Below are 22,988 nucleotides of genomic sequence, written 5' to 3' on the forward strand. Positions count from 1 at the left end.
GGCCCCTCGGCCGTTCCCGCGCGGGTGCGGCCCCGGGCCCCGTAGCGTCGAGCCCGCGCCCGTACCGCGAAGGTGTTCCCCACGTGCCCCCACCGCCCCGTCCGTCCTCCCGTCCGCGGCGCCCGGCGGGGCCCCCGCACGGCCGGGGTTCCGCGCCCGCGGCGCCCCGGGGACGCGGGCGTCCGCGCTGGGCGCGGCGGATCGTGACGACCCTGTCGGTGTCGGTGCTCGCGGCGGCGGGCATCGGGCACACGCTGATGACGGGCATCGACAGCGGGATCGAACGGGTCGACCCGTTCAAGGACATGAAGAACCGGCCGCGCGCCGGGAACGGCACGACGATGCTGCTCGTCGGCACGGACGGCCGGGACCGGATCACCCCGGCCGAGCGGGCGAAGTACCGGCTGGGCGGCGAGCCCTGCCGCTGCACGGACACCATCATGATCGTGCACATCTCGGCGGACCGGGGCCGGGCCAGTGTGGTGAGCCTGCCGAGGGACTCGTACGCGGAGATCCCCGGGCATGCCGACCGGACGACGGGCCGCAAGCACGCCCCGCACCCGGTGAAGCTGAACGCGGCGTACGCGGAGGGCGGGCCGCAGCTCACGGTGCGGACCGTGGAGCATATGACGGGGGTGAAGATCGATCACTATCTGGAGGTCGACTTCACCAGCTTCATGCGGACGGTGGACGTGGTCGGCGGGGTCCGGATCTGCACGGAGAAGCCGATGAAGGACGCGTACACGGGTCTCGACCTGGCGGCCGGACCGCATGATCTGAACGGCGGCCAGGCGCTCCAGTACGTGCGGTCGCGTCATATCGACGGCGCCGCCGACCTGGGGCGGATGCAGCGGCAGCAGACGTTCATGGCCGCGCTGATCGCCAAGGCGACCTCGTCGGGGGTGCTGCTGAACCCGGTGCGGTTCCGTGAGCTGGCGCAGACCTCGCTGGGGTCGGTACGGGCGTCCCGGGACTTCGGTACGGACGAGATGCTGGCCCTGGGGCGGGCGATGAAGGGGTTCTCGCCGTCGTCGTCGGAGTTCACGACGGTGCCGGTCGGCAATCCGAGCCATCAGGTCAAGGGCCTCGGGTCCACGGTGAAGTGGGACGACCGCAAGGCGAAGCGGCTGTTCCAGGCGCTGCGGGACGACAAGCCGCTGACCGTCCGCAAGAAGCGCCCGGCGGCGGTGGAGGTGCCGGTGGCCCCCGACCAGATCCGGGTCCAGGTGGAGAACGGCACGGCCGCCGCGGGGCTCGGCGGGAAGGTCGACGCGGCGCTGCGCGGGACGGGCTTCCGTACGACGGGCGTCCCCATGAACGCGGCGGACCGTACGGTCACCCGCACGCTGATCTTCCACGACCCGCGCTGGGACCGGTCGGCGAAGTCCCTGGCGGCGGCCCTGCCGGGCAGCGAGCTGCGGGAGCAGCGCGGGCGCGGGCCGGTGATGCGGGTGGTCGCGGGGAGCGGGTACGAGGGGGTCACCCGGGTCCGGGCGGCGGTCCCGGCGGAGTCCGGGGAGTTCGGCGCGGTGTCCGGCGACGAGGTGCTGTGCGGCGGGTAGGCAGGTAGCGGTTCCCGCGCGCGTGCGGGCGGGCCGGGCGGGACATGACGGGACATGACGTGAGGGGCGGGCACCCGGCCGGGTGCCCGCCCCTCACGCGCGTACGGTGGCGGGTCAGCCGCTCTTGACGGTGATCTTGTCGCCGTTGTTCATCTGGTCGACCAGGGTCTTGATCTTCGCCCGGTCCCAGACGAGGTTGCTGCCCCGGGAGCCCGAGGTCGGGATGTTCATGGAGACGCCTTCGCCGCCGGTGACACCCTTCATCCCCCAGAACATCTCGCTGAGGTCGAACAGCCCCATGTCCTCGTCCACGATGAGGGTGTCGAGACCGGCGCCCATCGTCGGGTACAGCTTGAACGGGTTGAGGACCGTGGACGGTGTCGCGGTCTGGCTCGCGAGCGCGGACAGGAACTTCTGCTGGTTCTTCGTCCGGTCGAGGTCGCTGCCCGCGAGGGCGTAGCGGGTACGGACGAAGGCGAGGGCCTGCTGGCCGTCGAGGGTCTGGGTGCCGGCCTTGAAGTCGGCGCCGGAGTACTTGTCCTTGAAGCCCTTGTCGAGCTTCATCTCGACGCCGCCGACCGCGTCGACGATCTTCGCGAAGCCGCCGAAGCCGATCTCCGCGTAGTGGTCGATGCGCAGCCCGGTGTTGTGCTCGACGGTGCGGACGAGGAGTTCGGGGCCGTCCTCGGCGTACGCGGCGTTGAGCTTGACGCGGCGGCCGGTGCCCTGGAACGTCTTGCCGGAGTCGGAGCCGACGAAGGAGGGGATCTCGACGTCGGAGTCGCGGGGCAGCGAGATCATCGCGTTCCCGCTGTCGCCGACGTGCAGGATCATCATGGAGTCGGTGCGCTTGCCGCCGGCGGAGCCGGTGTGGAGCTTCTTCTTCTCCTCGGCGGACATGCCCTCGCGGCTGTCGGAGCCGACGATCAGGTAGTTGGTGCCGTCGCCGTCACGGGGGCGCTCGATGACCTTGGACAGGTCGACCTCGCGGTTGAGCTTGGAGTCGGCCCAGAAGTACGTACCGACGGAGACCGCGAGCAGCGTCACGGCCAGCGCGATCGAGCCGATCTTGATACGGCGCTTCCAGTCGGGCGCGGGACGGGCCGCGCCGCCGCCCAGACGGCCGTCGTCCCCGCCGCCGCGCCGGCCACCACCGCCGCCACCGCCCTGGGAACCGTAGACCTGGCCGGTGTTGTAACCGCTGTCGTAGCCGTCCTGCTGCTGCCCCTGGCCGCCCGGCGCGCCCTGGTGGCCGTATCCGTGCTGCTGCGGGACACCCTGCGGCTGCGGTGGCGCCGACGGACGCGGGCCGGGGCCCCGGCCGCGTTGGACGTGCGGCATCGCGCGGGCGCCCTCGGGCTGCGCGCTGCCACTGCCGCGACCATATCCGTCACCGTTGCGGCCTCTGCCGCCCCGGTCGCTCCGCCCCTCGGGCCACTCGTTCATGGGCCATAGTGTGCCGGGTCGCGGCGGCGCCCTGACAGGGCGCGGGAATTTTCGGGGCGCCGCTGTTGCAGAGCTGATGCAATCCGGACGGCGCCGGGTCGCGCGGTGGCGCCCGTGCGACGGGGGGTGACGGGCACGTGTGAGCCGGGTCCTTCGGCACGCCATAAGGTGGAGGACATGACAGATCAGGCCCACGTGACGGAGTCCGGCGATCCCGGCACTCCCGACATCCCCGGCAAGCCCACCTCCGCTTCCCGGACCACGCTCAGCCACATCATGACCCACAACGACACCAACCTCCTGGGGACGGTGCACGGCGGCGTGATCATGAAGCTGGTCGACGACGCCGCGGGCGCCGTCGCCGGACGCCACTCGGGCGGGCCCGCGGTGACCGCGTCCATGGACGAGATGGTGTTCCTGGAGCCGGTCAGGGTCGGGGACCTCGTCCATGTGAAGGCGCAGGTCAACTGGACGGGCCGGACCTCGATGGAGGTCGGGGTGCGGGTGCTCGCCGAGCGGTGGAACGAGTCGACCGCGGCGACGCAGGTCGGTTCGGCGTACCTGGTCTTCGCGGCCGTCGACGCGGACGGGAAGCCGCGGGTCGTACCGCCGGTGGCACCCGAGAGCGAGCGGGACAAGCGGCGCTACCAGGAGGCCCAGATCCGGCGCACGCACCGGCTCGCCCGCCGCGAGGCGATCCGCGAGCTGCGCGCCCGGCGCATCGCCGACGGGATCGTGGACTAGCCCCTCGCAGGGCGCGGAAAATCCCGGTGCGCGGGCCCCGGACCCCGTCCTAGGGTGCCCGGATGACCTCTCTCGTACGGCATGTGACCATCGACTCCTCCGACCCGTACACGCTCGCCACCTTCTGGGCCGCGGCCCTCGGCGGGCGCCTCGCCGACGACGACCACCCCGGCGACCCGGAGGCCACGGTCGACGCCACCGGGGTGAGCCTGCTGTTCGTGACCGTCCCGGACGCCAGGACCGTCAAGAACCGGGTCCACCTCGACCTCCAGCCGCAGGACCTCACCCGCGAGGAAGAGGTGGACCGTCTCCTGGCCCTCGGCGCGACCCTGGCCGGGGACCACCGCAGGCCGGACGGCAAGGGCTGGGCCACACTCACGGACCCCGAGGGCAACGAGTTCTGCGTGGAGCGCAGCGCGGCGGAACGGGCCGCCGACGCCTGAGCCCTCCCCCGCACGCGGCGTCCCGCCGTCCACCCGCGCCAGGTCCTGTCCGACAACCGGTCCGGTCACATGACGGCGGTGCCGGTCGGCATCGCGCGGCTTCGTGGAACTCCTGTGGGAACGTTGATCGGTAAGCTGACCGCGCTCAGAACGGCCGACCGCGCGCCGACCGCGGAAGCGCCCTACGCGAGGGGTACGGATGACGTTCGCCGACATCACCATCGTTCCCGTCCCGAGTGACCGCAAGGCCGTCTACCTGGCCTTCTCGCGGCGGATGGCCGACATCTACCGCGAGTACGGGGCGACCAGGATCGTCGACTACTGGCAGACGGGCGATCCGGTCAGCCAGGACGACTTCCACGCGGACGGGCTCTCCTACGGTCCGGGGGAACTGCGGGGGCTCGCGAGCGTGGCGGGCGCGTCAGCTCTGGAGTCGGTCGTCGTGACCATCACGGAGTGGCCGTCGAAGGATGTCCGCGACCGAGGCACCGCAGCCGCCACGAGTGACCCCCGCGTCCTCGCCACGCTCGACGAGGACCCTGTGTTCGACGGGCGCCGCCTGGTCGCCGGGAGCTTCGAGGTCGCGATGAGCCTGCCGGACGAGGCCTGCTGATCGGCCCTGGCCGCGCGGGGTGTGGTCGGCGGTGCACGGACCCCGGGCGTGCACGTGCTCGGCGCACACGTGGTGCGTGACGCTGACGCTTCCGCTCATGCTTCCGTAGCCGATGGCCACCGGGGCGATGGTCCAGCGCCCGCACAGGCAGCAGTACTCGCCGGACACCGGCGGCACCTGGGGGAACAGGTCGCCGTCCGTCACGCGGACACCCCGACCCGCGCCACGTCGGACCCGTCGAACGTGAACGGCACGTCCACCCCGAGCGCCGCCGCGGCAGCGGCCACCCGCCGCTCGTACTGCCGCTCCCGCTCCTCCTGCTCCCCGATCCACTCCCGCAGATACGGCGGGACCCGGTGCCCCCACGGCGACGGGACGCTCCGGGCGAGCACATGTACGGGGACGGGGGTCCGCGCGGCACAGATGACCAGCGGGGCCCTGACGGACCCGGCCGCATCCGCGAAGTACCTGGCGGTGTGCCTTCCGGGACGGGTGCGGGGGGTGCGGGGGGTCCAGGGGAGGACGTTCAGCAGCCGCGTAAAAGCTCGGGCGATAGGGTTGCGCACGTTGACGCTCCTCTTAAGCGTTGGCCATGCCCCCGGACGGTTGCCGCCGTCGCGGGGGTTCTTGTGTTTCTGAGACTAGCCAAGATTGTAAAGGGCTGCAAAGGACTGGCAATGACTGTCAAAGTGACGGGTCCGGCCGGACCGCTACCGTTTTGGGCATGAGCTACGGGCCAGACGATCAGATCGAGCGCGACGCGCCGGATGCGCCGTACGAGCAACTTGCCGAGATCCTTCGGGCCCGGATCGCACGCGGCGACTGGAAGCCCGATCGGGCGCTCACCGCGGAGACGCGCCTGTCCGGTGAGTACAAACTCAGCCGCCCGACCATTCGCCGCGCCATCGACGCCCTGGTGGACGCCGGGCTCGTCTACAGGGTTCCCGGGCGTGGTGCGTTCGTCACGGCTCGCGGGGCCGGGGGCGACACGTAGACGGTCGAACCCCGTCGCGAAGAGGCGGGAGCCCCGCCCGTCACCGGGTCACACGCCGGACGGCGGGCGGGGCGGCGGACTTACGGTGCGCCGAGGGTGCCTTGCCAGCGGCCCCGGGACAGATGGACCACTCCGTCCGGTGTCACCCGCGCGTCGGCGCCGTACAGGGGCAGTCCGCCCTCGGCGAGCATCCAGGTGCGGATGCGTTCCACCGTGTCCCACAGCCGGAGCGGTCCGCCCTGACGCACCTCGGGCGGGCCGGTCCACTCGGCGGACGCCCGAGCCCACGACCCGTCGGCGTGCGCCAGGTAGGCGGTGCGGGTCCGTCCGCTGGTCTCGTAACGGGTCTCGACGCCCGGTGTCGTCACTTCCAGCATGGACCGGACCTCCCATGCCTCGTCGACGTTCACCACGGGATAGCGGCCGGTGCTGGTCTTCTCCCCGCCCGCTTCCCGGGCGTGGGCGAACAGTTCGGCGAGCTCGGGTGGGTAGTCGTCGCCGGACCGGGTGAGCATGAACCCGGCCCAGTCCCGTTCGATCCGCCCGACCACATCGCCGTCGGCCTGCTTCCACCCGGTGAGGATCATGGTGGTCCGGGCAAGGGTGGCGGCCAGCCGTCCGCCTTCGCGGAGCGCGCCGAGCACGGGGCGGAGTCCCGGGCCGGCGGGCATTCCTACGGTGGCGATGATCCGGTCGTACGTCCCCGGGATCTCCGCCGTGGCGTCCAGGGCGAGGAATCGGGGCCGGAGCCCGAGCCGCGCCAGCCGTTCCGCCGCCGCGCCCGTCAGGTACGGGTCCACGTCCACACTGGTCACGCGCTCGCTTCCGAGCCGTGCGGCGGCGTAGGCGGTGAGTCCGCCCGCGCCGGTGCCGAGATCGAGCAGGTCGAGCCCGTCCCCGAGCCGTCCGTGCCGCAGCATCGACACGACCAGGCTCGGCAGTGTCGCCGACGAAGTGGGACGCCCCTCGGGGTGGTCGTCGGGCTGCGCGTGGTCAGCGTGCAGCGCGCCGACGCGGGTGATCAGGGACCGGTCCGCGTAGGCGGCGGCAAGCCATGCGTCCGGGTCGTCCTCGCCCACGCGCAGGGCCCAGCCTCCGCTCCGGTCGCGTTCCCACCACCGGGGTACCAGTTCATGCCGGGGAACGGCTGCCACCGGACCGAGCCACCGCGAGTCGGGGTCGGTCACCTGGTGCGCGAGCCGCTCCGCGTGCTGTTCCCACTCCATGGTCACGCCTCGTCGTCGCTGTAGTAGCTGGTCGCCAGGGTCACCCTGTCCCGCTCGAACGTGTCCCACCATGACCACGCGACGTGGAACAGGTTCGAGTAGACCTGAACGCCGAGCCCGAGGCCGAGCGCGTGTTCGGTGAAGTCGCGCCACTGCGGGTGGACGGTCGGTTCACCGCCGATGAGCTGGACGCGCGGGATGCCGAGTGCGGCGGCGTCGGTGATGACCTGCCGCCAGTCCGCGGGAGTCATCGTGCCGTGCGTGGCCCGGGGACCCGACTCGGACAGAAAGTATGTGCAGGCCAGTTGGCACGTGCCGGTGATCTCCAATTTTCCGACCGCCTCTCGCGAGAAGCTGTCTTGACCAGGATCTTTGCGTACCGGACATGTTCGCCATGTGTCCGGTCGGTGCTGCGGTGGCTGGCGTTCGATGAGTCATCGCACCGGCTGCGGACCGGGATGCTTTTCGCTCTGGGTCATCTCGCTGTGGGGTCGTCGCCGAGCCGGAGTTCGTTCACCCATTCCTGGGCGGCCGCGAGGTTGGGAGCGGTGCCTACCGGCTCGTACGCGGACCCGCTCCGCTCCTCCAGGACGCGCGGCTCGTCGGGCCGGAGGTGACCGGCGCCGCCGTGCACCGGCCGGTGGCGACGGTAGATGTCCATCGGCGGGCGGCGCCGCTTGTCGTACGCGGCGAACGGGTTGTCGGCGTCCACACGCGGGACGGCGCGCGACGGCTGGTTCGACGGTCCGGGTCGGCTGTGCTTGCCCACGCCTCGATGCTCTCAGGCCGCGATCATGGTCGGCCTGGCGGAGAGTTCCTTCGCCCGGGTCCGTTGGGTCGGCGCGCCAGCACCCCGCGCTCGGCCACCGGTTCCTCTGCCATCCGGAAGCCCCCATCACGTACACGATCATGGACAACTCGACTGTAATGCAGGCGAGTTCGGCCCGTCCGGCACGTTCGCAGTTCCCTGTACTTGACAGCGAATCACTAGCTCACCTGTGCAGGCGCTTTCGGGAATTGACAGTTGATCATGTTCCGCAGACGGCCGTTTCCGAACATAGCGCCGGGCTGAGGTCGTCACCTCATGTGACACCAAACTGGCTGATCCATGCTTGATCTCCAGATTGCTGGCTATCGGCAGGGGTTGGCGGTGTCAGCAGACTCGCCCGGTGAGACGAGTCCTGTCTCGTAGGCGAGGACGACGGCTTGGGCCCGGTCGCGCAGGGTCAGCTTGGCGAAGATCCGGGCTACGTGGGTCTTCACTGTCGCCTCACTGAGGGTCAGTTCCCGCGCCAGTTCATAATTGGAAAGACCTCGGCCCATGAGCGTCAGTACCTCGCGCTCGCGCGGCGTCAGCGCGGCCAGGTCTCGGTGGACGGCCAGCTTTGCGAGATCCGAGCCGGTTCTGGAGGCGCTGGGGGCGAAGCGCTCCACCAGGCGGCGGGTGATCGAGGGTGCGAGTAGGGCGTCGCCGGTGTCGACCAGGCGTACGGCGGCGGCCAGATGCGCGGGGGTGACGTCCTTGAGTAGGAATCCGCTGGCTCCGGCGGCGAGGGCGGCGTAGACGTAGTGGTCGAGGTCGAAGGTGGTCAGCATGATCACTCGGCAGTCCGGGGCCTGCGCGAGTATGCGGCGGGCGGCTTCCAGGCCGTCCATGGCGGGCATCCGGATGTCCATCAGTACGACGTCGGGCCGCAGCCTCCGCACGGCGGCCACGGCCTCGGCTCCGTCGCCGGCTTCGCCCACCACGTCGATGCCGCGGGCGGTCAGGATGAGGCGGAAGCCGGTGCGGACCAGCTCCTGGTCGTCGGCGATCACGACGCGAGGGGCGGATTCGGTGCGCGTCGTCATGGCCGGTCCAGCGGGATCCGGGCGCGGACGCGGTAGCCGCCGCCGAGGCGGCGGCGGGCGTCAAGGTCGCCGCCGTAGACGGCGACCCGCTCCCGCAGGCCGAGCAGCCCGCGTCCCGTTCCGTCTGCCTGGCCCGGGACCGGCTCCCTCCGCACTGGCCGGTTGCCCGACAGGATGCTCGGCCCGCTGTTCAGCACCTCGACTCGCAGGTAGTGGTCCGCGTATCGCACCGTCACCTCGGCTTTCGCTCCGTCCCCGTGTTTGAGGGCATTGGTCAGGGCCTCCTGGATGATCCGGTAGGCGGTGACATCGATCCCGGTCGGCAGGGGGCGCGGCTCACCCGAGATGCGCATCTCCACGGGCAGGCCGGCAAAGGCGATCCGGTCGATCAGCGGGCTGAGCCGGCTCAAGCTCGGCTGCGGTGACAGGTCCATACCGTAGGGCTCGTCGTCGCCGTTCTGCGCGGGGGCGAGCAGGCCGAGCAGGTGCCGCAGCTCGGTCATCGTGTTCCGTCCGGCGGTCTCGACGGCGCTCATCGCCGCCGCGGCCTCGTCCGGCATCGTGGCCAGCACCTCGCGGGCGGCCCCGGCCTGGACCACCATGAGGCTCACGTTGTGGCTGACGATGTCGTGGAGCTCGGTGGCGATCCTGGCCCGCTCGGCGTCGACCGCGGTCCGCGCCGCGCTCTCGCGCTCCCGCTCCAGCAGCCAGCCACGCTCCTCGATGGCCGCCTGGTGCAGCCGCCGCGCCCGGACCACCGCCACGCACAGACACCCAGCGGCGCCAACTGCCGCCGCCAGGGCGATGACCAGCCACATCGTCCCGGATCCCCACACCGGACCATCTTCGCAGCTGCACGACACGCCCCGCATCAGCCCCCGGATGCAGCTCCGTACATCCCCGGGATGACGTGCCCGGACGGATACATCCGGGGAGTGACGCCCCGTCCGCGGACTCCGTCCTAGGTTCGAGCCATGACAACTGATCACGACAGTGCCCGGCAAGTGGTGGTACGGCTGGACGGCGTGCACAAGGAGTACGGCGACGCGAAGGCCCTGGACGGCCTGTCGCTGGAGATCAGGGCGGGCGACGCGGTTGCCGTGATGGGCCCCTCCGGCTGCGGCAAGTCCACCTTGCTCAACATGGTGGCCGGCCTGGACCGGCCGACCTCGGGCACAGTCGAGGTGCAGGGTCATGACCTCGGGAAACTGAACGAGACCGGCTTGGCGCTGTTCCGGCGGCGGAACGTCGGCATGATCTTCCAGTTCTTCAACCTCATCGACGATCTGCCTGTACTGGACAATGTGGCGCTGGCCGCGCAGCTGACCGGCACCTCGGCCCGGCAGGCGCGCCGCCGTGCCCTGGAGCTCCTGGACGAACTCGGTGTCGCCAAGCGCCGGAACAACTATCCGGCGACGCTGAGCGGCGGAGAGCGGCAACGGGTCGCCGTCGCACGGGCGTTGATGAACCGCCCGGCCCTGTTGCTTGCCGACGAGCCGACCGGCGCCCTCGACAGCCGGTCGGGCGAGCAGGTGATGGATCTGCTGATCGACCTCAACCAGATCGGCCAGACCCTGTTGATCGTCACCCACGACCCGCAGCTGGCCACCCGCTGCGCCAGCCGGCTGATCGAAGTGGCCGACGGCCGGGTCGCCCGCGAGAGCACGCTGGAGGCGACCGCGTGAGCGCCGTATGGAGAGCCTCGCGCGCGGCCGTGAAGCGCCGTCGGCTCCAGACCTTCGTCATCGGGCTCGTCGTGCTCTGCTCCACCACGACCGTCCTGCTCGCGCTGGCGCTGCTGAGCGCCGCCTCGGGCCCCTTCGACAAGGCCTACGCCGCACAGCGCGGTGCTCATACGGTGGCGGCCTTCGACACCACCAAGGTCTCGCAGGAGCAGTTGGCGCGGACTGCCCGGCAGCCCGGAGTGGAGGCTGCGGCCGGGCCGTTCGGGCAGGCCGTCGTCGACATCCCCAGGGACTGGCTCTGGATGGCGGGCGGCACCCTCACGGTGGTGGGCCGGGCCGATCCGGCGGGCCCCGTGGACCGGATCGAACTCCTTGAGGGCCACTGGGCCACCGCACCCGGCGAGATCGTCGTCAACTGGTCCGTCCAGGGCTCCCCAGGCCCCGAGCTGCTCGGCACCAAGCTGGAAACCCCCGGCGGAGCGACGCTGACCGTCGTTGGATTCGCCGCCAGCATGAGCAAGTCGGGGAGCGCCTGGGTCTCGCCCGAGCAGATGGCCGCACTGCACCCGACCTCCGCCCAGATGCTCTACCGCTTCACGGACTCCTCGACGGAGGCCCAGCTGAGCGCCTCGCTGGCACGGGCCACCACGGGACTGCCCAAGGAATCGCTGACCGGCGCTCAGACCTACCTCACCCTCAAGCAGGCCTTCTCCGCGCTGGCCGACTCCTACCTCCCGTTCATCACACTCTTCGGCATCCTCGGCCTGCTCGTCTCCACCCTGATCGTCGGCAACGTGGTCAGCGGGGCAGTCGTCTCCGGGTACCGGCACATCGGGGTGCTCAAGGCCCTGGGCTTCACCCCCAACCAGGTCGTCGCCGTCTACCTGACGATGCTTTCCGTACCGGCGGTGGTGGGCTGCGTGCTGGGCACTCTGGTAGGCAACGCGCTGGCCGGGCCGATCCTGAAGGTCGCGTTCAGCGGCATCGAGGTGGGCCGGGCCTCGGTCGGCGGCATCAGTCCGTGGGTGTCCGTGGCCTGCCTAGTGGGCATGCCCGCCCTCGTCCTGCTGGCCGCGCTGGTCCCTGCCCTGCGCGCCCACCGGCTGCCCGTCGCACAGGCGATCAGCGCGGGCGGCGCGCCGCAGGCCGGGCGCGGGCTGCGCGTCCAGCGGCTGCTCGGCGCCACCCGGCTGCCGCGGCCGGTCAGTCTGGGCCTCGGCCAGCCGTTCGCCCGCCCTGGCCGCACCCTGCTGACCATGGCGGCCATCGTCCTCGGGGTCACCACGGTGACCCTGTCGACCGGACTGACCAGCACCATGGTGGCGTACGCCAATGTCGGGCGGGAGGACGGAGGCGCCAGGATTCACGTGACGACCGGGGGGTCGGGCAAAGACCGGACTCCGCCCCGGCTCAGTGACCCGCAGATCGAGAAACGGCTGCGGTCCCTGCCGGGCGCGGAGGGGGTACGGGCCCGCGCGCTGTCCCAGGCGAACATGACCGGGCAGACCCAGCCCGTCTTCGCCGACTTCTACCGCGGCGACGATTCCTTGTACGAGCACACCATCGTCAAGGGCCGGGCGCCGGCCGCGGCGGGCGAGATCGTGGCGGGGCCGGCGTTCCTGAGCCAGCGCGGGCTGAAGCTCGGTGACCGGGTCACGCTGGAGCTGAACGGTAGGAAGATCACCGCGACCGTCGTGGGTCAGCTCATTGAGGGTGACGCCCGTGCCTTGGAGGCCACTTGGGAGAGTTTCGCCCAACTCGCACCGGACGCCCACGCCACCGAGTACACGGTACGGCTCGCCTCCGGCGCCGACGCGCGTGCCTACGCTGAGGCGGTCGCGGCGCTCGACCCGGGCCTGCACGCGTCGGTGATGGACTCCGGCAACGCCGGCACCGCCACCGTCATCACCTTCTCGACCGTGTTCACGGTGCTGCTGACGCTCGTCGCGTCGCTCGGTGTCTTCAACACCGTTCTCCTGAACACCCGTGAGCGGCGCCGGGACCTGGGCATGCTCAAGTCGATCGGGATGACACCCCGGCAGGTGGTGGTGATGACGGTGACCTCGGTCGCCGGGCTGGGCGCGGTCGGCGGACTGCTCGGCATCCCGCTCGGGATCGTGGCGCACCGCCTCGTCGTGGACCATGTCGGGGTGGTCGACTTCCCCGCATATATGAAGGACGTGTGGCACGCGCCGCAGCTGGCCGCGATGCTCCTGGCGGGTGTGGCGATCGCGGTCCTCGGTGCCCTGGTCCCGGCCCGGTCGGCGGCCCGGATGACCGTCGCCTCGGCGCTGCACACCGAGTAGACCACCCGTCAGCACCAGCCTCTGGAACCAGCCCAGGCCGGCTGACGACGTCAGCCGGCTGGCTCTACGGATACGCCCGTGTGCTGCTGACCGTCGCGGGCGACAGCACCGCCGAAGGCCAGCTGCTGGGCTGCACGGTCTCCTTCATGTCCGCGCGGAACCACGCCGCCCCGTCTTCGGCAACCCCGCCCACTGGGCCGCCGGCCTGCCGGACAAGTCCCGTAGTACCCGGCACAGTCCGGAGCGGATCACCGTTGCCACCGAGGAGGCATTCCACCTGCGCTTCCTCGTCCAGAGCGCCGTGCCCGAAGCGCAGATGCCCGGCCTGCCGCTGCCCAGGCCCTGACGCCGGCCGTGGCTCCAGGCGCCAGGACGGGGACGGTGACGGCCTCCGTCCGGGCGCTGGAAGCCCGGCTCCGATTAGCGAGGCGAGCACGGCCGCTCAGCTGCCGCCGGTGTGTTCCAGCAGTTGTGCTTCCAGTTGGGCGATGCGGCGGTCCTGGAACCTGTTGTTCGTCCGGGCCGCCTGCAGTCGCTCCTCCATCTGCCGCTGGTCCTGGGACAGTTGCTGAACCCGCTGTTTGAGCTGCGCGTTCTGCTCGACCAGGCGCGTCACCGACTCGTCCGACCAGCCGGCCTCCAGGTCGCGGATCTGACCGAGCAACTGGCCCATGCGGGAGCGCTGTCTTCTGATCTCCGCGTGTGCGGTCTTGAGCCCGTCTTCGGCGTTGAGCGCGCGTTCACGCCAGGCCGTCTCGGCCTCGCTGCCGTGATGCCGCTCTGGTCGGCCGGCTCCTTCGCCCCGCTCCCGTGCGGTCTCGATCAGGCTCCTGGCCTCGGGGTTTTCGTAGAGGAAGGTGCGGGAGACGCCCGCCTTGCGGGCGACGGCCTGGAAGGTGACTGCGGTGTGTCGGTGCCGCAACTCGGCGACGGTGGCTTCGATCCGCTGGAGCATGTCCTTGACGCGGCGTTCTCGGGCGGCCAGGGCGGCGGCCGTGCGCGGCGGGGAGGCCGGTGCGCTCATGCCGACCGCCTCTCCTCGGCGTCGCCCTCGTCATCGTGCTCGGCCGTGTCGTCAGCGGCGGCAGCGAGATCAGTGGCCTTGAAGCCGATGTTCCACAGGCGCTCGAAGTAGTCCTGGGGCCGTCGAAGGTCGAGCGCCAAGGCGTCCTCCAGTAACCCGAGTCCGGCCAGGGCCCGCTCCAGCCCGTCGATGGCCTTGGCGGTCGGTGCGAATAGCTCATGCAGGTAGTCGGCGGTGCGGTCGTCTGGAGCACGCTCGGCGACGGAACCCCAGTGCTCGCGTTTGCGGCGCCAGTAGAGAAGGTCGGCGCCGGACATGACGAACTTGTCGCAGTTCTCGCAGTCGAGGTTGAACGGGCAGGCCCCGCCGTCGACTACGGGCTGGAAGGTGCAGAAGCCGCCTTGGGCCGGCGTGCTGCGTCGGGAGAGGTCCACGGCAAGCGCCTCGGCCTGGCGGCGATCCAGCGGCGTGACCGGGCCGGAGAGGAGTTCTCCCGGATTGGGTGCCCCGGGGCCGGCGACCCAGATGTGCTGCAGCACGTCTTCGATCTCGGAGACCGCGACTTTCGCGTAGTGCTCGGCCATCCGGTCGGAGACCTGGCCCAGGTAGCGGCGGATGTGCGAAAGGGTGGCTCCGTGTCGCAGCAGGCGGGTGGCCAGGGTGTGTCTGGCCTGGTGGGCGACGTACTTTCCGAGTTCGAGGTCTTGGATCCACTGTCTGAACTTGCTGTTGAACCACGTGTAGGACAGGGGTGTTTGTCCCTCGGGGTTACAGACTGGCGACGGGAAGAGCGCCAGGGCGGCTCGCTCGTCCGCCCCCGGATAGCGGCCGGAGTGACGCTCGGCGAACCATGCGCGGGTCTTGCGCTGGCGGCGTTGGAGCATGACGTAGACCGGCTCGGGGATGCGGATGGCCTCGTCATAATTGCCGACCTTGGTCTGGTCGTGCCAGAGCATGGGCAACCCGTTGTATCGGCCGAGGCATTCCAGCTTGAGCTCGATAACCTCGCTGGCTCGCCGCCCTGTTGCGACGATGGTCTCCCACATATCCCGCAGCCCGCGGTCCTGCGGGTCGTATGCCTCGGCCAGCCGCCCCAGATTCGTCTCATCCACGACAGCCTGTGCCACCTCGTCGGGGAAGGGGTGGCGGCTTCGCTTGGGTGCGACTCCCCCGTAGGGCACGGCGGTGATGAAGCCCCGATCCAACCCAAGGAGATCCGCCTCTCCTGAGTCGAGGGCGAAGCGGAGCACTCGGCGGCAGTGGTTGAAGACTTCCCGGCGGGCCGAGGCAGACATGATGACCGGGCGATCATGAGCTCCGCGCCTGGCGAGGGAGGGCAGACCCTTTGATTCCCGGCGCCGGACGTCGGCGACGAACTGCTGCATCTGGTCCGGCTGCAGTTGGGCGGGGTCGTGGCCACCGCCGGTGGCCACGAGTTCCAGGAAGGTGCTCAGTTCGGCGCAGGCTCGCTGGGCATGGTCGAGAAAGAACCCGGTACGCGGGCATTGAGGGGAGCGCATCCGGTCCGCCAGGTACTCCCACGCGAGGTCACGGAGCCAGCGTTGCGTGATTCTGGTGAGATCGAAGCGGCTGGAGCGCGTGGGGAACCGGTGCCCGAAGTGCTCCGTCTCGATAAAGCCGGCCTCCTTGGTCTCCGCCGGAGTCACGTAGATCAGACGCAGGTGGGTTTCCATCTCGTGGACAACAGCGCGGTGGTCCGCACGCACCCCCGTGACGTCGGCCTCCAGGAGCGAGTTGACGGCCTGTTCTCGGCAGAGGTCCACCAGGTCTTGAATCCATGCGAGGTTCCACCACCGTCCGCGCACGTATCCGTGGGCATGCAGGCTCCATTGGAATTCGGCCCGGGCCAGAGGGCGAAGGCCGCGCAGGTTCACCTGCCCCGATTGCCGCAAGGCTCGGGCCGTCGCGCACCAGCGGAGGAAGACCGCGTGGTCGGCGTACTCGACGGGGACATCACGCCCGGCCTTTTCGTAGGAGATGAACGATCCGGCGGGCAGTCTCGCCTGACCCGGGCTGCCCCCGCGGCGATAGCGGTCGGCGTGGACGGTGCACAGCCCCAGGGCAGACTCCGCGAATTCATCGCAGACCGTGACCTTGCACTCTCCGTAACTTACGTAGGGAGACTGCGAGGCCAGCCACCGCTCGAAGGTGATGTCGTTGGCGCTGCGTACCCACTGATTGCGGTGCCTCTGGCAGAGCGCCAACTCCCGGTTGAATGCGGGGCGCGTCCGGCAGATCCGGCACACCACGGACGCAATCGTCGCGGGGCGCGGCTGCAAGGGCTCTGCGGTGCGCACGAAGTCGCCTCTGTCCGCCCCTTCCTCACGAGCTACCCGCCACTCCTTGCCGTGCTCTGGGCATAGATCCGCTCTTGAGTGCCGGGGGCGTTCGCAGGCGAGCACCGAGCAGAACCACGGGTAGACCGGGTGATCAGCCGGGATCCTGATGATCTCCTTGCTGAAGGCCGGATCGCAGTCCGGACCGTTGATCAGAGCGGTCAACAGCTCCAGCCGGTCTCGAACCTCGCGCCGGCGCGGATCTGGCTGCCGAGATGCCAGTTCAAGATGCGTCACGCCTCCTCACCCCAGACCTTCTGCAGGGCCCGGGCGAAGTCGGGGTCGTGGACGTCGGCGTGTGCGTAGATCTCATCGACCGTGCTCGCCGATGCCCAGCCGCCCGCCTCGCGGGTGACCACCAGGTCACCGCCGGAGGCATCGAGAACGGCTGTGGCGAACGAGTGCCGAAATCCGTGGGGCTTGACTCGGCCGAGCTCGGCCCGGTCCCCAGCCCGACGCAGCATGCCGCGTGCGGCGTCCGTGCTCCACGGCTGGCCTTGGCGTGGGCCATGCTGCTGGACCAGCAGCATGCCGTGCCCGGCGTCGCGGGGATACTCGCAGGTCATGTACTCGAAGTAGGTGTGGATCATCGCAGGGCTGACCCGTCGGATCAGCCCATCGCGCACCACGCCCTCGTCGATGGACCACTCTGCCTTCGTCTTCGCGGCGGCCCGATTCGGGTTCGCGGGCCGGTGCACGACGTGCACGTGCGGAGAGCGGCACTGGCCGCAGGCCGCCTTCTCCCGAAGATGCAGGTCCGCTTGATGCAGGCCGCACAGTTCACCGATGCGGAAACCGCCGTCCGCCAGCCACGTCACGACCATCCGGTCTCGCGCGGAGTTCACCGCCTCCATGAGGATCTGCTTCGCGCCCTCGGGGGCCATCTTCGGGTGGCGACGACGTACCTGCTTCGGAGTCAGCGGGTTCTTCGGCAGCTGCTTCTGCGTATGTCCGAGCAGCGCCCGATTGCGGTCCTGGCGCGTCGGCAGCCGGCTTCGATCCAGCCGCTTGCCCAACTCCTCGTTGATGCCCAGCCCAGAGACGTGCAGGTAGAAGCCCTTCAGGCAGGACGCGGCCAGCTTCAAGGCCGAGTGTCCGTACGGCCGCTTCCCCGTCCGCCACGGCTGTCCGTACGGACCCGGGACCTTCGCCCCAACTGCACCCATGTACCGGTACAGGTCATCGAGCGTCACCGAGGCGAGCGTCAGGCCCTCGTGCACCAGCCATCGCAGGTGGTCCACCAACTGGAAGGCGTACGTGCGGTCCGTCCCGGGCTGACGAGTCCGAAGGAAGCCGTCCGCTTCCCGGTGGGTCGCGCCCTCCGGCCACAGGATCGTGTACGCGAACGTGCCGTCCGCGAGCTCCAGCTCCTGTACCCGTAGATCATCAATGACCAACTTCCCATCCACACAAGCCTCCTGGCGCACATTGACCACGTCGCGTACATAGGCGGTCAACGAGTACGCCAGGACTTAGGGCACGGTCACGGCGAACGTCACGAACACTCGGATAGCCGGTCGGTAACCTCAAGTTCGAGCGTCCGGATACCCGCGAGCGATTCCGCGGCGGGTTCGACGGCCAGGGTCATTTCCCTTTCCCTCCAGTGCTGTTGCGGGTCGGGCCGGTCGGGTATGCGTCCTCCCGCCCCTTGTCGTCACGACGGGGCCGGGCGATCCGTCACCCGTACGTCTGCGGTACGGGCTGCCCGGAGCGGCACGCGTGGCGGAAGGCCGGTCCGGCGAGGTGCCGGGGACTTCGTTCACCGCTTGCCGTTCGAGCAGGGGCCCCGGTCGTCCATGCGGGCGGGCGGGACGACCGGGGCCGGGAGCGGTGCGTGTCCGCTCCCCTTCCCTCGGACCTGTGGGGCCGACCGCACGGGTCCGAGGGGGTTCCGCTCCGTGCTTTCCTCCGCGACGCCGGGGGGACGCCGCAACACGGAGCGGTGGTTCAGGGGTGGTCCGTCCGACTGCCGGACCTCAGTGGAGCCGGGCGGACCGGTGACCGCCGGGTTCCCCTCGGCTCCGCGCGTTCACCTCGCTCAGGGCGGGCCGGAGCTGGTCCGCCACCGTGGCCGGCCGAACGTCAGCACGCTCAGAGCTCCACTCGACGCCACCCCGGGGCGGACGGAGGAAGCAGCGCCCGTCCACAGCGTCCGCGCCGGTGTCCATGACCACCCCGAGGGCCTGCCTGCACGTGTCGAACACCAGCTGACCCAAGTGGATTTTGGGCCATTCGCCGTCTGCGGTTACATTCCCGTCGGACATCGACCACTCCTCTCCGTAGCGCCTTCGCTACCGGGCGGATTCAGAGTGGACTACGGTCAGAACCGGATCAACGTGGCTGTACAGACAGATCAGTTGGGGGACGGATGGTGAACCGCAAAGACTTGAACCCGGACGCATCGCCACAGGCAGCGTTCGGCGCACGTCTCCGCAGCTCACGCGAGGCACACCGCTGGACACAAGAAGGGCTGTCCGAACGCATGGGCGTATCCAGCGGTCATATTTCGGGCGTTGAAACAACTCGCAAAACACCGTCCTTGCACTTCGCGAAGGCTGCCGACTCCGCCTTCGGGCTGCTGGGCACCGATGCCACGTTCGAACGCCAGTGGCACGAGATGCAGCACGGCAGCTTGTTGGAGGGCTATCCGGAGTACGTCGGCTACCAGAACCGTGCAGCAGAGATTCGACTGTTTGAAACGGGAGTCATCCCCGGACTGCTTCAGACACGGGAGTACGCATCCGTGCTGGCGGACGCCGCAGTACAGCGAGGGGACGTCACGCCTGAACAAGCGACTGAACGCGTCAACGTGCAGATCGAACAGCAAGCCACGCTTGCACGGACGCCCCCGCCGCTCATCTTCGCGGTCCTGGACGAGAGCTGTATCCGCAACCCCATCGGCGGGGCCGAGGTCATGGACCGGCAGTTAAGTCGGCTCCTGGAGTTCGCCGGACAGGCGAGTACCTTTCTCCAAATCGCCCCGTACTCCATGGCGGAACGGAAGCCATTCAGGCGACTGGTCTACCTCCTGACCATGCCTGACCGGTCTCTGATGTCCTACGTGGAGTCCCAGACCCAAGGGCATCTTGACCGTGAACTGTCCTCCGTACTCCCGCTGGTGAGGAACTACCATCAGCTTCAGATCGGGGCTGCCTCTCAGGCGGATTCCATCGCCATGATCGAAGATCTACGGAAGGGCACTCTGCGATGACCAAGACGAACTCTCCCCCGTTCCAATGGGTCAAGTCCTCCTACAGCACGGACAACGGTGGAGCCTGCGTCGAGTGGGCCCCCGCCCGCGCGACCACCACCGGCATAGTCCCCGTCCGGGACAGCAAGCACACGAACGGACCCGTCCTGACGGTGTCCACCGAAGCGTTCGCCGGGCTGGTCAGCCTCGCCCGGTCCGCTGACCTGTAGAACCGCAAGCGCCCCAGCTACGAAAGGGCACCTTGTGAATTCCGAGCCTCACAACTGGATCAAGTCTTCGTACAGCAACAACGGCGGCGACTGCATCGAGTGGTCCCCCGCCAGCGCGACCACCACCGGCATCGTTCCCGTCCGGGACAGTAAGCGCACGGACGGCCCCGTCCTGACGGTGTCCGTCCGCGCGTTCGCCGGACTGGTCGCACTCGCCCGGTCCACCGAGCTGTAGAACCGCGCAGCCCGAGACCCGCCGACCCCATTCCTCCGGATCGGCGGTGCTCGGGCATGTCAGCCGACGAGCGTCACAGCAACTAGGGCGCCGCCTCCACCGGGGGCGGGGCGGGGACCACGGCCGGGGTCCACATGCCGTTGTCGTCCAGCGCGATCTCGTCCAGTTCGACACTGCGGATCAGGACTCCGGGAAGATCCTCGAAGAGGCCCAGCGCCTCCGCGATCGCGTCAGTCAGAGTTTCGGCCTTGAAGGTGCACCAGAACTCGGCCGTGTCCGGACCCCTGACCAGGTTGGTCCGTCCATCGCTGAAGCTCTCCAAGCCGAACAGGGTGTCCAACTGCCTTGGAGTCAGGGAGTCCTGAAGATGCAGGGTAAAGCGCCAGTCACGCACAATCCTCGTGCCTCCGCGTGAATCGATCGATGTCCCGGGCCAGGTCTCCGGTGTTCCGGGGGGTGCAGTACACCGCAATATCCGCCTGACATGGACAACAGAGGACGAACCCCCAATTGTGGCCGTTCTTCTTGTGCGTCACTTTGAGGCCCGCCCGCTCCGCGCGTTTCAGTGCCGCCTCCACATCCTTCTTCTGATGCCGGTCACCGATTCCCATGTCAGCATGCTCTACGCGCCGGGGCCGGACAGGGCGCCGGGCGGGAGGCAAACCGCCCGATCGAGCTACGCCTTGGCTCTTCCGCTGTCGTTGCCCTCGGCTGTCACGACGGAGACCGCGACGCCTCCACCGAGGGCGGCGCGGGGATCACGGCCGGGGTCCACATGCCGTTGTCGTCCAACGCGGTCTCGTCCAGTTCGACACTGCGGACCAGGACTCCGGGCAGGTCCGCGAAGAGTCCCAGCGCCTCCGCGATCGCCTCGGTCAGGGTCTCGGCCCCGATGAGGCAACTGAACCTCGTGTGCCCCGGACTCTCCACACGACTGATGCGCTCCAGGTCAGATCGGCAGGTCCCAGCCGGGGCCGTCCTCGGTGCCGAGCCATACGCGCTGGCCTGCGGCCGAGACCGTGATGCCGAATGCCTCCTGGTGGGGTCCGCCGACGGCCTGCCAGCGCTGTACCGCCCGCTCGACCTGGTCCCACAGACGGATGGGACCACGCTGCACGACGGTCCACCCGCCATCGCGGTCGGGTGCTGTCCGGGCCTGCGAGCCGGTGGACACGTCCCAGAGGATCTGTTCCGCTCCCGCACCCATGCGTTCGGCCGACGGCGCCGCGAGCTGAGCCACCCAACCGCCGGTCCAGTCGTCGAGCTGGGCGGGGTCGATCCGGCTCGGACGCTCGTCGCCGGGCAGCAGCGCCAGTGCCGGGCGGGGCGGCCGGTCGTGCGGACGGGCGATCATGAAGCTGGTGTATCCGGGCAGGAACCGGCCCGTGGCCTCTCCGGGACCGGTCACGTCGAGCAACGCGAGGGCGTTGGCGTAGCTCCACCCGGAGAGGGTGACCAGGATCTTGCCTCCCGGCCGTACTTGGTGCAGCCACGGGAGCGGGATGTACCGGACCGAGCACGTGGCGACGATCCGGTCGTACCGGCCGCCGTCCGGGTCGCCGCGCAGCCCGTCACCGATGATCAGCCGAGGCGCGAACCCGGCCGCCTTGAGCGCCGTGGCCGCGGCCCCGCCGACCACCGGGTCGTACTCGATGCTGGTGAGACCGGCGTCCCCTAGGCAGTACGCGCCGAGCGCGGTCGAGTAGCCCGTTCCGGTGCCGATCTCCAGCACCCGGTGCCCGTCCTCGGCGTCGAGCTGATGCCACATGCGCAGCACCAGTGACGGCAGGGTGGACGACGACGAAGGGGAGCCGGGCACGGCGCCCTCGGTCACGTCGTCGGGCCGGATGCGGCCGTCGAGTTGAGTGATCAGCGTCGCGTCGGAGTAGACCCCCTCCAGCCATCCGGGCTCGCCCTCCCGGACCGGGCGGTAACTGGTCGGGACGCTGCCCGCCACCGACATGAAGTAGGTCCCCGTGAACAGCTCGCGGGGAACCGCTCCGGCGGCGCCGCGCCACCCGGGGTCCGAGAGGCTGCCGTCCTCGGTGAGTCTGTCCACGAGGGCGCTGCGAAGCTGAGCCGATGTGCTCATGTACCGGGGCCTTTGCCGTAAGGGAGCGGGCTGTTCGTCGATGTCACGAAGCCGACGGCGCCGCCTTGGCGGGGGGCGGGGCGGGAACCACCGCGGGGGTCGCCATGCCGTTGTGACGGAGATCGAAATGGTCGATCTCAACGCTTCGGATCAGGACGCCGGGGAAGTCCTCGAAGAAGTCCAGCGCTTCCGCCACGGCCTCCGTGAGCGTCCCGGCCTCGAAGGAACACATGAACCGGCTGTACCCCGGTCGTTCCGCCAGGCCGATCCGCCCGTCGTTGAAGCGGTCGAGGTGATCCAGGGTGTTGGACTGTTCCTCGGTGAGCGGGGCGTCCAGTACGAGGTTGAAGTACCAGTTACGCACAGTTCCGGTGCCTCTCTGTGAATCGGTCAATCTTGTTCGCCTCGTTCCCCTGGCTCTGGGGGGTGCCATGCACTCTCACGGAGTCGTTGCAGGGACAGCAGATCACCCATCCCCACCGATGCCGGTTCTTGTCGTGCGTCACCTTCAAGCCCGCCCCCTCCGCGCGCTTCAGTGCAGCCTCAACATCCTTCTTCTGATGCCGGTCGCCGATTCCCATGCCACCACGCTCCACGCACCGGGACCGGACAGGCTGCCCGGAAGGAGGCGAACCGCCCGAACGAGCTACGCGCAACGCTCCGCCGAGCTCCTGTCACCCGTTCCCGTGGCTCCCGCGCAAGGCGGACTCCAGTGCCGCCGCCGGGGTCAGCGCGGCGGGTACCCGGAAGGTGTGGTCGCGGCACGCGTAGATGTCGAGGCCCGGGCCGCTCGCGCTGTGCACCGCCTCGACCAGGACGGGATCTTCGGTCAGGACTCCGCATCGACAGCAGTACTGAGGGTTCATGAGGAAAGCGTCGGCGCAGGTCCACCACACCTCAAGAGCCTTGCGGAAGCGCGCGGAGTTGCCTCGCGGTCGCGCGCGCCCCGGCGCACACGCCCCTGGCCGGGAGGCGGGGACGGTCCGCGCC

The 22,988-nt window shown here is 69.7% G+C and carries 26 protein-coding genes and 2 pseudogenes; 11 read left to right on the top strand and 17 right to left on the bottom strand.

Translation table 11 applies throughout. The features are described 5' to 3' along the window. Positions 1-83: 83 nt before the first annotated feature. A complete protein-coding gene (locus AB852_RS26615) occupies positions 84-1,562 on the top strand; it encodes an LCP family protein (protein ID WP_073792766.1) in 1,479 nt (492 codons plus the stop codon). 114 nt (positions 1,563-1,676) lie between these two features. Here AB852_RS26615 and AB852_RS26620 read toward each other — a convergent pair whose 3' ends face one another. Continuing rightward, positions 1,677-3,008 (bottom strand): LCP family protein, encoded by a 1,332-nt coding sequence (locus tag AB852_RS26620; protein WP_073792767.1) that lies wholly within the window; start codon positions 3,006-3,008, stop codon positions 1,677-1,679. A gap of 177 nt (positions 3,009-3,185) precedes the next feature. Between AB852_RS26620 and AB852_RS26625 the strand changes: the two genes are divergently transcribed. The 3 genes from AB852_RS26625 to AB852_RS26635 all read left to right on the top strand — a co-directional run bounded on the left by AB852_RS26625 (position 3,186) and on the right by AB852_RS26635 (position 4,808). Continuing rightward, on the top strand, positions 3,186-3,752 hold the full coding sequence (locus AB852_RS26625) for an acyl-CoA thioesterase (RefSeq protein WP_073792768.1): 567 nt from the start codon (positions 3,186-3,188) through the stop codon (positions 3,750-3,752). A gap of 62 nt (positions 3,753-3,814) precedes the next feature. Continuing rightward, entirely contained in the window at positions 3,815-4,195 is a 381-nt protein-coding gene (locus AB852_RS26630) for a VOC family protein (protein WP_073792769.1), read from the top strand. Between the two features lie 199 nt (positions 4,196-4,394). Further along, positions 4,395-4,808 carry a DUF1428 domain-containing protein gene (locus AB852_RS26635; protein WP_073792770.1) on the top strand — a complete coding sequence of 138 codons (414 nt, stop codon included), beginning with the start codon at positions 4,395-4,397 and terminating at the stop codon, positions 4,806-4,808. Positions 4,809-5,008: 200 nt separating this feature from the next. Here AB852_RS26635 and AB852_RS39320 read toward each other — a convergent pair whose 3' ends face one another. Next, on the bottom strand, positions 5,009-5,374 hold the full coding sequence (locus tag AB852_RS39320) for a hypothetical protein (RefSeq protein WP_073792771.1): 366 nt from the start codon (positions 5,372-5,374) through the stop codon (positions 5,009-5,011). Between the two features lie 158 nt (positions 5,375-5,532). On the opposite strand from AB852_RS39320, the gene AB852_RS26645 reads away from it, so the two are divergent. Beyond that, positions 5,533-5,802, top strand: coding sequence for a GntR family transcriptional regulator (locus AB852_RS26645; RefSeq protein ID WP_073792772.1), 270 nt, complete (start codon positions 5,533-5,535; stop codon positions 5,800-5,802). Positions 5,803-5,882: 80 nt separating this feature from the next. On the opposite strand, the gene AB852_RS26650 is transcribed toward AB852_RS26645, so the two are convergent. The 5 genes from AB852_RS26650 to AB852_RS26670 all read right to left on the bottom strand — a co-directional run bounded on the left by AB852_RS26650 (position 5,883) and on the right by AB852_RS26670 (position 9,697). Continuing rightward, the gene (locus AB852_RS26650) at positions 5,883-7,028 is read right to left on the bottom strand and encodes a methyltransferase domain-containing protein (RefSeq protein ID WP_073792773.1); all 1,146 of its coding nucleotides are present in this window, start codon (positions 7,026-7,028) and stop codon (positions 5,883-5,885) included. Positions 7,029-7,030: 2 nt separating this feature from the next. Beyond that, entirely contained in the window at positions 7,031-7,279 is a 249-nt protein-coding gene (locus tag AB852_RS26655; RefSeq protein WP_245876934.1) for a radical SAM protein, read from the bottom strand. 224 nt (positions 7,280-7,503) lie between these two features. Continuing rightward, positions 7,504-7,797 (bottom strand): DUF6087 family protein, encoded by a 294-nt coding sequence (locus tag AB852_RS26660; RefSeq protein WP_073792774.1) that lies wholly within the window; start codon positions 7,795-7,797, stop codon positions 7,504-7,506. Between the two features lie 362 nt (positions 7,798-8,159). Beyond that, on the bottom strand, positions 8,160-8,879 hold the full coding sequence (locus AB852_RS26665) for a response regulator (protein WP_073792775.1): 720 nt from the start codon (positions 8,877-8,879) through the stop codon (positions 8,160-8,162). Beyond that, positions 8,876-9,697, bottom strand: a complete 822-nt coding sequence (locus tag AB852_RS26670; protein ID WP_073792776.1) for a sensor histidine kinase — start codon at positions 9,695-9,697, stop codon at positions 8,876-8,878. Before AB852_RS26670 ends, AB852_RS26665 begins: the two co-directional genes overlap by 4 nt. A 156-nt stretch (positions 9,698-9,853) precedes the next feature. Between AB852_RS26670 and AB852_RS26675 the strand changes: the two genes are divergently transcribed. From AB852_RS26675 to AB852_RS41010, 3 genes and pseudogenes are all read left to right on the top strand, one after another. Further along, positions 9,854-10,564, top strand: a complete 711-nt coding sequence (locus AB852_RS26675) for an ABC transporter ATP-binding protein (protein ID WP_073792777.1) — start codon at positions 9,854-9,856, stop codon at positions 10,562-10,564. Continuing rightward, positions 10,561-12,870, top strand: coding sequence for an FtsX-like permease family protein (locus tag AB852_RS26680; protein ID WP_073792778.1), 2,310 nt, complete (start codon positions 10,561-10,563; stop codon positions 12,868-12,870). The genes AB852_RS26675 and AB852_RS26680 overlap by 4 nt, the downstream gene beginning before the upstream one ends. Before the next feature lie 26 nt (positions 12,871-12,896). Then, positions 12,897-13,189: pseudogene (locus tag AB852_RS41010) on the top strand (ATP-grasp peptide maturase system methyltransferase); the annotation flags it as partial. Between the two features lie 123 nt (positions 13,190-13,312). Here AB852_RS41010 and AB852_RS26690 read toward each other — a convergent pair. Genes AB852_RS26690 through AB852_RS26700 form a run of 3 tightly spaced genes read right to left on the bottom strand, consistent with a single transcriptional unit; the run spans position 13,313 to position 17,708 of the window. Then, entirely contained in the window at positions 13,313-13,894 is a 582-nt protein-coding gene (locus AB852_RS26690; RefSeq protein ID WP_073792779.1) for a DUF6262 family protein, read from the bottom strand. Then, positions 13,891-16,488, bottom strand: coding sequence for a tyrosine-type recombinase/integrase (locus AB852_RS41015; protein WP_245876935.1), 2,598 nt, complete (start codon positions 16,486-16,488; stop codon positions 13,891-13,893). Before AB852_RS41015 ends, AB852_RS26690 begins: the two co-directional genes overlap by 4 nt. After that, positions 16,485-17,708: a tyrosine-type recombinase/integrase gene (locus tag AB852_RS26700; protein ID WP_245876936.1), complete on the bottom strand. Its 1,224-nt coding sequence runs from the start codon at positions 17,706-17,708 to the stop codon at positions 16,485-16,487. Before AB852_RS26700 ends, AB852_RS41015 begins: the two co-directional genes overlap by 4 nt. A 911-nt stretch (positions 17,709-18,619) precedes the next feature. Between AB852_RS26700 and AB852_RS26710 the strand changes: the two genes are divergently transcribed. Genes AB852_RS26710 through AB852_RS26720 form a run of 3 tightly spaced genes read left to right on the top strand, consistent with a single transcriptional unit; the run spans position 18,620 to position 19,906 of the window. Continuing rightward, positions 18,620-19,462: a helix-turn-helix domain-containing protein gene (locus tag AB852_RS26710; protein WP_073792782.1), complete on the top strand. Its 843-nt coding sequence runs from the start codon at positions 18,620-18,622 to the stop codon at positions 19,460-19,462. Next, entirely contained in the window at positions 19,459-19,671 is a 213-nt protein-coding gene (locus AB852_RS26715; RefSeq protein WP_073792783.1) for a DUF397 domain-containing protein, read from the top strand. Before AB852_RS26710 ends, AB852_RS26715 begins: the two co-directional genes overlap by 4 nt. Positions 19,672-19,705: 34 nt before the next feature. Continuing rightward, entirely contained in the window at positions 19,706-19,906 is a 201-nt protein-coding gene (locus AB852_RS26720) for a DUF397 domain-containing protein (RefSeq protein WP_073792784.1), read from the top strand. 82 nt (positions 19,907-19,988) lie between these two features. On the opposite strand, the gene AB852_RS39945 is transcribed toward AB852_RS26720, so the two are convergent. The 7 genes and pseudogenes from AB852_RS39945 to AB852_RS39325 form a co-directional block, all read right to left on the bottom strand. Beyond that, positions 19,989-20,300, bottom strand: a complete 312-nt coding sequence (locus tag AB852_RS39945) for a hypothetical protein (protein WP_178391126.1) — start codon at positions 20,298-20,300, stop codon at positions 19,989-19,991. Continuing rightward, positions 20,293-20,517 carry a hypothetical protein gene (locus AB852_RS41020; RefSeq protein WP_073792785.1) on the bottom strand — a complete coding sequence of 75 codons (225 nt, stop codon included), beginning with the start codon at positions 20,515-20,517 and terminating at the stop codon, positions 20,293-20,295. Before AB852_RS41020 ends, AB852_RS39945 begins: the two co-directional genes overlap by 8 nt. 103 nt (positions 20,518-20,620) lie before the next feature. Beyond that, positions 20,621-20,848, bottom strand: a pseudogene (locus AB852_RS26735) (hypothetical protein); the annotation flags it as partial. 7 nt (positions 20,849-20,855) lie between these two features. Beyond that, complete coding sequence (tgmC, locus tag AB852_RS26740; protein ID WP_073792786.1) at positions 20,856-21,998, bottom strand: ATP-grasp peptide maturase system methyltransferase; 1,143 nt, start codon at positions 21,996-21,998, stop codon at positions 20,856-20,858. Between the two features lie 43 nt (positions 21,999-22,041). Beyond that, positions 22,042-22,362: a hypothetical protein gene (locus AB852_RS26745; protein WP_245876937.1), complete on the bottom strand. Its 321-nt coding sequence runs from the start codon at positions 22,360-22,362 to the stop codon at positions 22,042-22,044. Next, a complete protein-coding gene (locus AB852_RS41025; RefSeq protein WP_073792788.1) occupies positions 22,355-22,579 on the bottom strand; it encodes a hypothetical protein in 225 nt (74 codons plus the stop codon). Before AB852_RS41025 ends, AB852_RS26745 begins: the two co-directional genes overlap by 8 nt. A 93-nt stretch (positions 22,580-22,672) precedes the next feature. Beyond that, positions 22,673-22,864, bottom strand: coding sequence for a hypothetical protein (locus AB852_RS39325; protein ID WP_143201288.1), 192 nt, complete (start codon positions 22,862-22,864; stop codon positions 22,673-22,675). Between the last annotated feature and the right edge of the window lie 124 nt (positions 22,865-22,988).

Origin of the sequence: Streptomyces uncialis, from assembly GCF_001905345.1 — a bacterium.
GTDB classification, from domain to species: domain Bacteria; phylum Actinomycetota; class Actinomycetes; order Streptomycetales; family Streptomycetaceae; genus Streptomyces; species Streptomyces uncialis.

What these genes read in the sequence shown, in the direction of transcription:
- AB852_RS26620 (WP_073792767.1), bottom strand. Translation starts at nt 3,008, where the DNA reads ATGAACGAGTGGCCCGAGGGGCGGAGCGACCGGGGCGGCAGAGGCCGC.
- AB852_RS26625 (WP_073792768.1), top strand. Translation starts at nt 3,186, where the DNA reads ATGACAGATCAGGCCCACGTGACGGAGTCCGGCGATCCCGGCACTCCC.
- AB852_RS26630 (WP_073792769.1), top strand. Translation starts at nt 3,815, where the DNA reads ATGACCTCTCTCGTACGGCATGTGACCATCGACTCCTCCGACCCGTAC.
- AB852_RS26635 (WP_073792770.1), top strand. Translation starts at nt 4,395, where the DNA reads ATGACGTTCGCCGACATCACCATCGTTCCCGTCCCGAGTGACCGCAAG.
- AB852_RS26645 (WP_073792772.1), top strand. Translation starts at nt 5,533, where the DNA reads ATGAGCTACGGGCCAGACGATCAGATCGAGCGCGACGCGCCGGATGCG.
- AB852_RS26650 (WP_073792773.1), bottom strand. Translation starts at nt 7,028, where the DNA reads ATGGAGTGGGAACAGCACGCGGAGCGGCTCGCGCACCAGGTGACCGAC.
- AB852_RS26655 (WP_245876934.1), bottom strand. Translation starts at nt 7,279, where the DNA reads ATGACTCCCGCGGACTGGCGGCAGGTCATCACCGACGCCGCCGCACTC.
- AB852_RS26665 (WP_073792775.1), bottom strand. Translation starts at nt 8,879, where the DNA reads ATGACGACGCGCACCGAATCCGCCCCTCGCGTCGTGATCGCCGACGAC.
- AB852_RS26670 (WP_073792776.1), bottom strand. Translation starts at nt 9,697, where the DNA reads ATGTGGCTGGTCATCGCCCTGGCGGCGGCAGTTGGCGCCGCTGGGTGT.
- AB852_RS26675 (WP_073792777.1), top strand. Translation starts at nt 9,854, where the DNA reads ATGACAACTGATCACGACAGTGCCCGGCAAGTGGTGGTACGGCTGGAC.
- AB852_RS26690 (WP_073792779.1), bottom strand. Translation starts at nt 13,894, where the DNA reads ATGAGCGCACCGGCCTCCCCGCCGCGCACGGCCGCCGCCCTGGCCGCC.
- AB852_RS26710 (WP_073792782.1), top strand. Translation starts at nt 18,620, where the DNA reads ATGGTGAACCGCAAAGACTTGAACCCGGACGCATCGCCACAGGCAGCG.
- AB852_RS26715 (WP_073792783.1), top strand. Translation starts at nt 19,459, where the DNA reads ATGACCAAGACGAACTCTCCCCCGTTCCAATGGGTCAAGTCCTCCTAC.
- AB852_RS41020 (WP_073792785.1), bottom strand. Translation starts at nt 20,517, where the DNA reads ATGGGAATCGGTGACCGGCATCAGAAGAAGGATGTGGAGGCGGCACTG.
- tgmC (WP_073792786.1), bottom strand. Translation starts at nt 21,998, where the DNA reads ATGAGCACATCGGCTCAGCTTCGCAGCGCCCTCGTGGACAGACTCACC.
- AB852_RS41025 (WP_073792788.1), bottom strand. Translation starts at nt 22,579, where the DNA reads ATGGGAATCGGCGACCGGCATCAGAAGAAGGATGTTGAGGCTGCACTG.
- AB852_RS39325 (WP_143201288.1), bottom strand. Translation starts at nt 22,864, where the DNA reads ATGAACCCTCAGTACTGCTGTCGATGCGGAGTCCTGACCGAAGATCCC.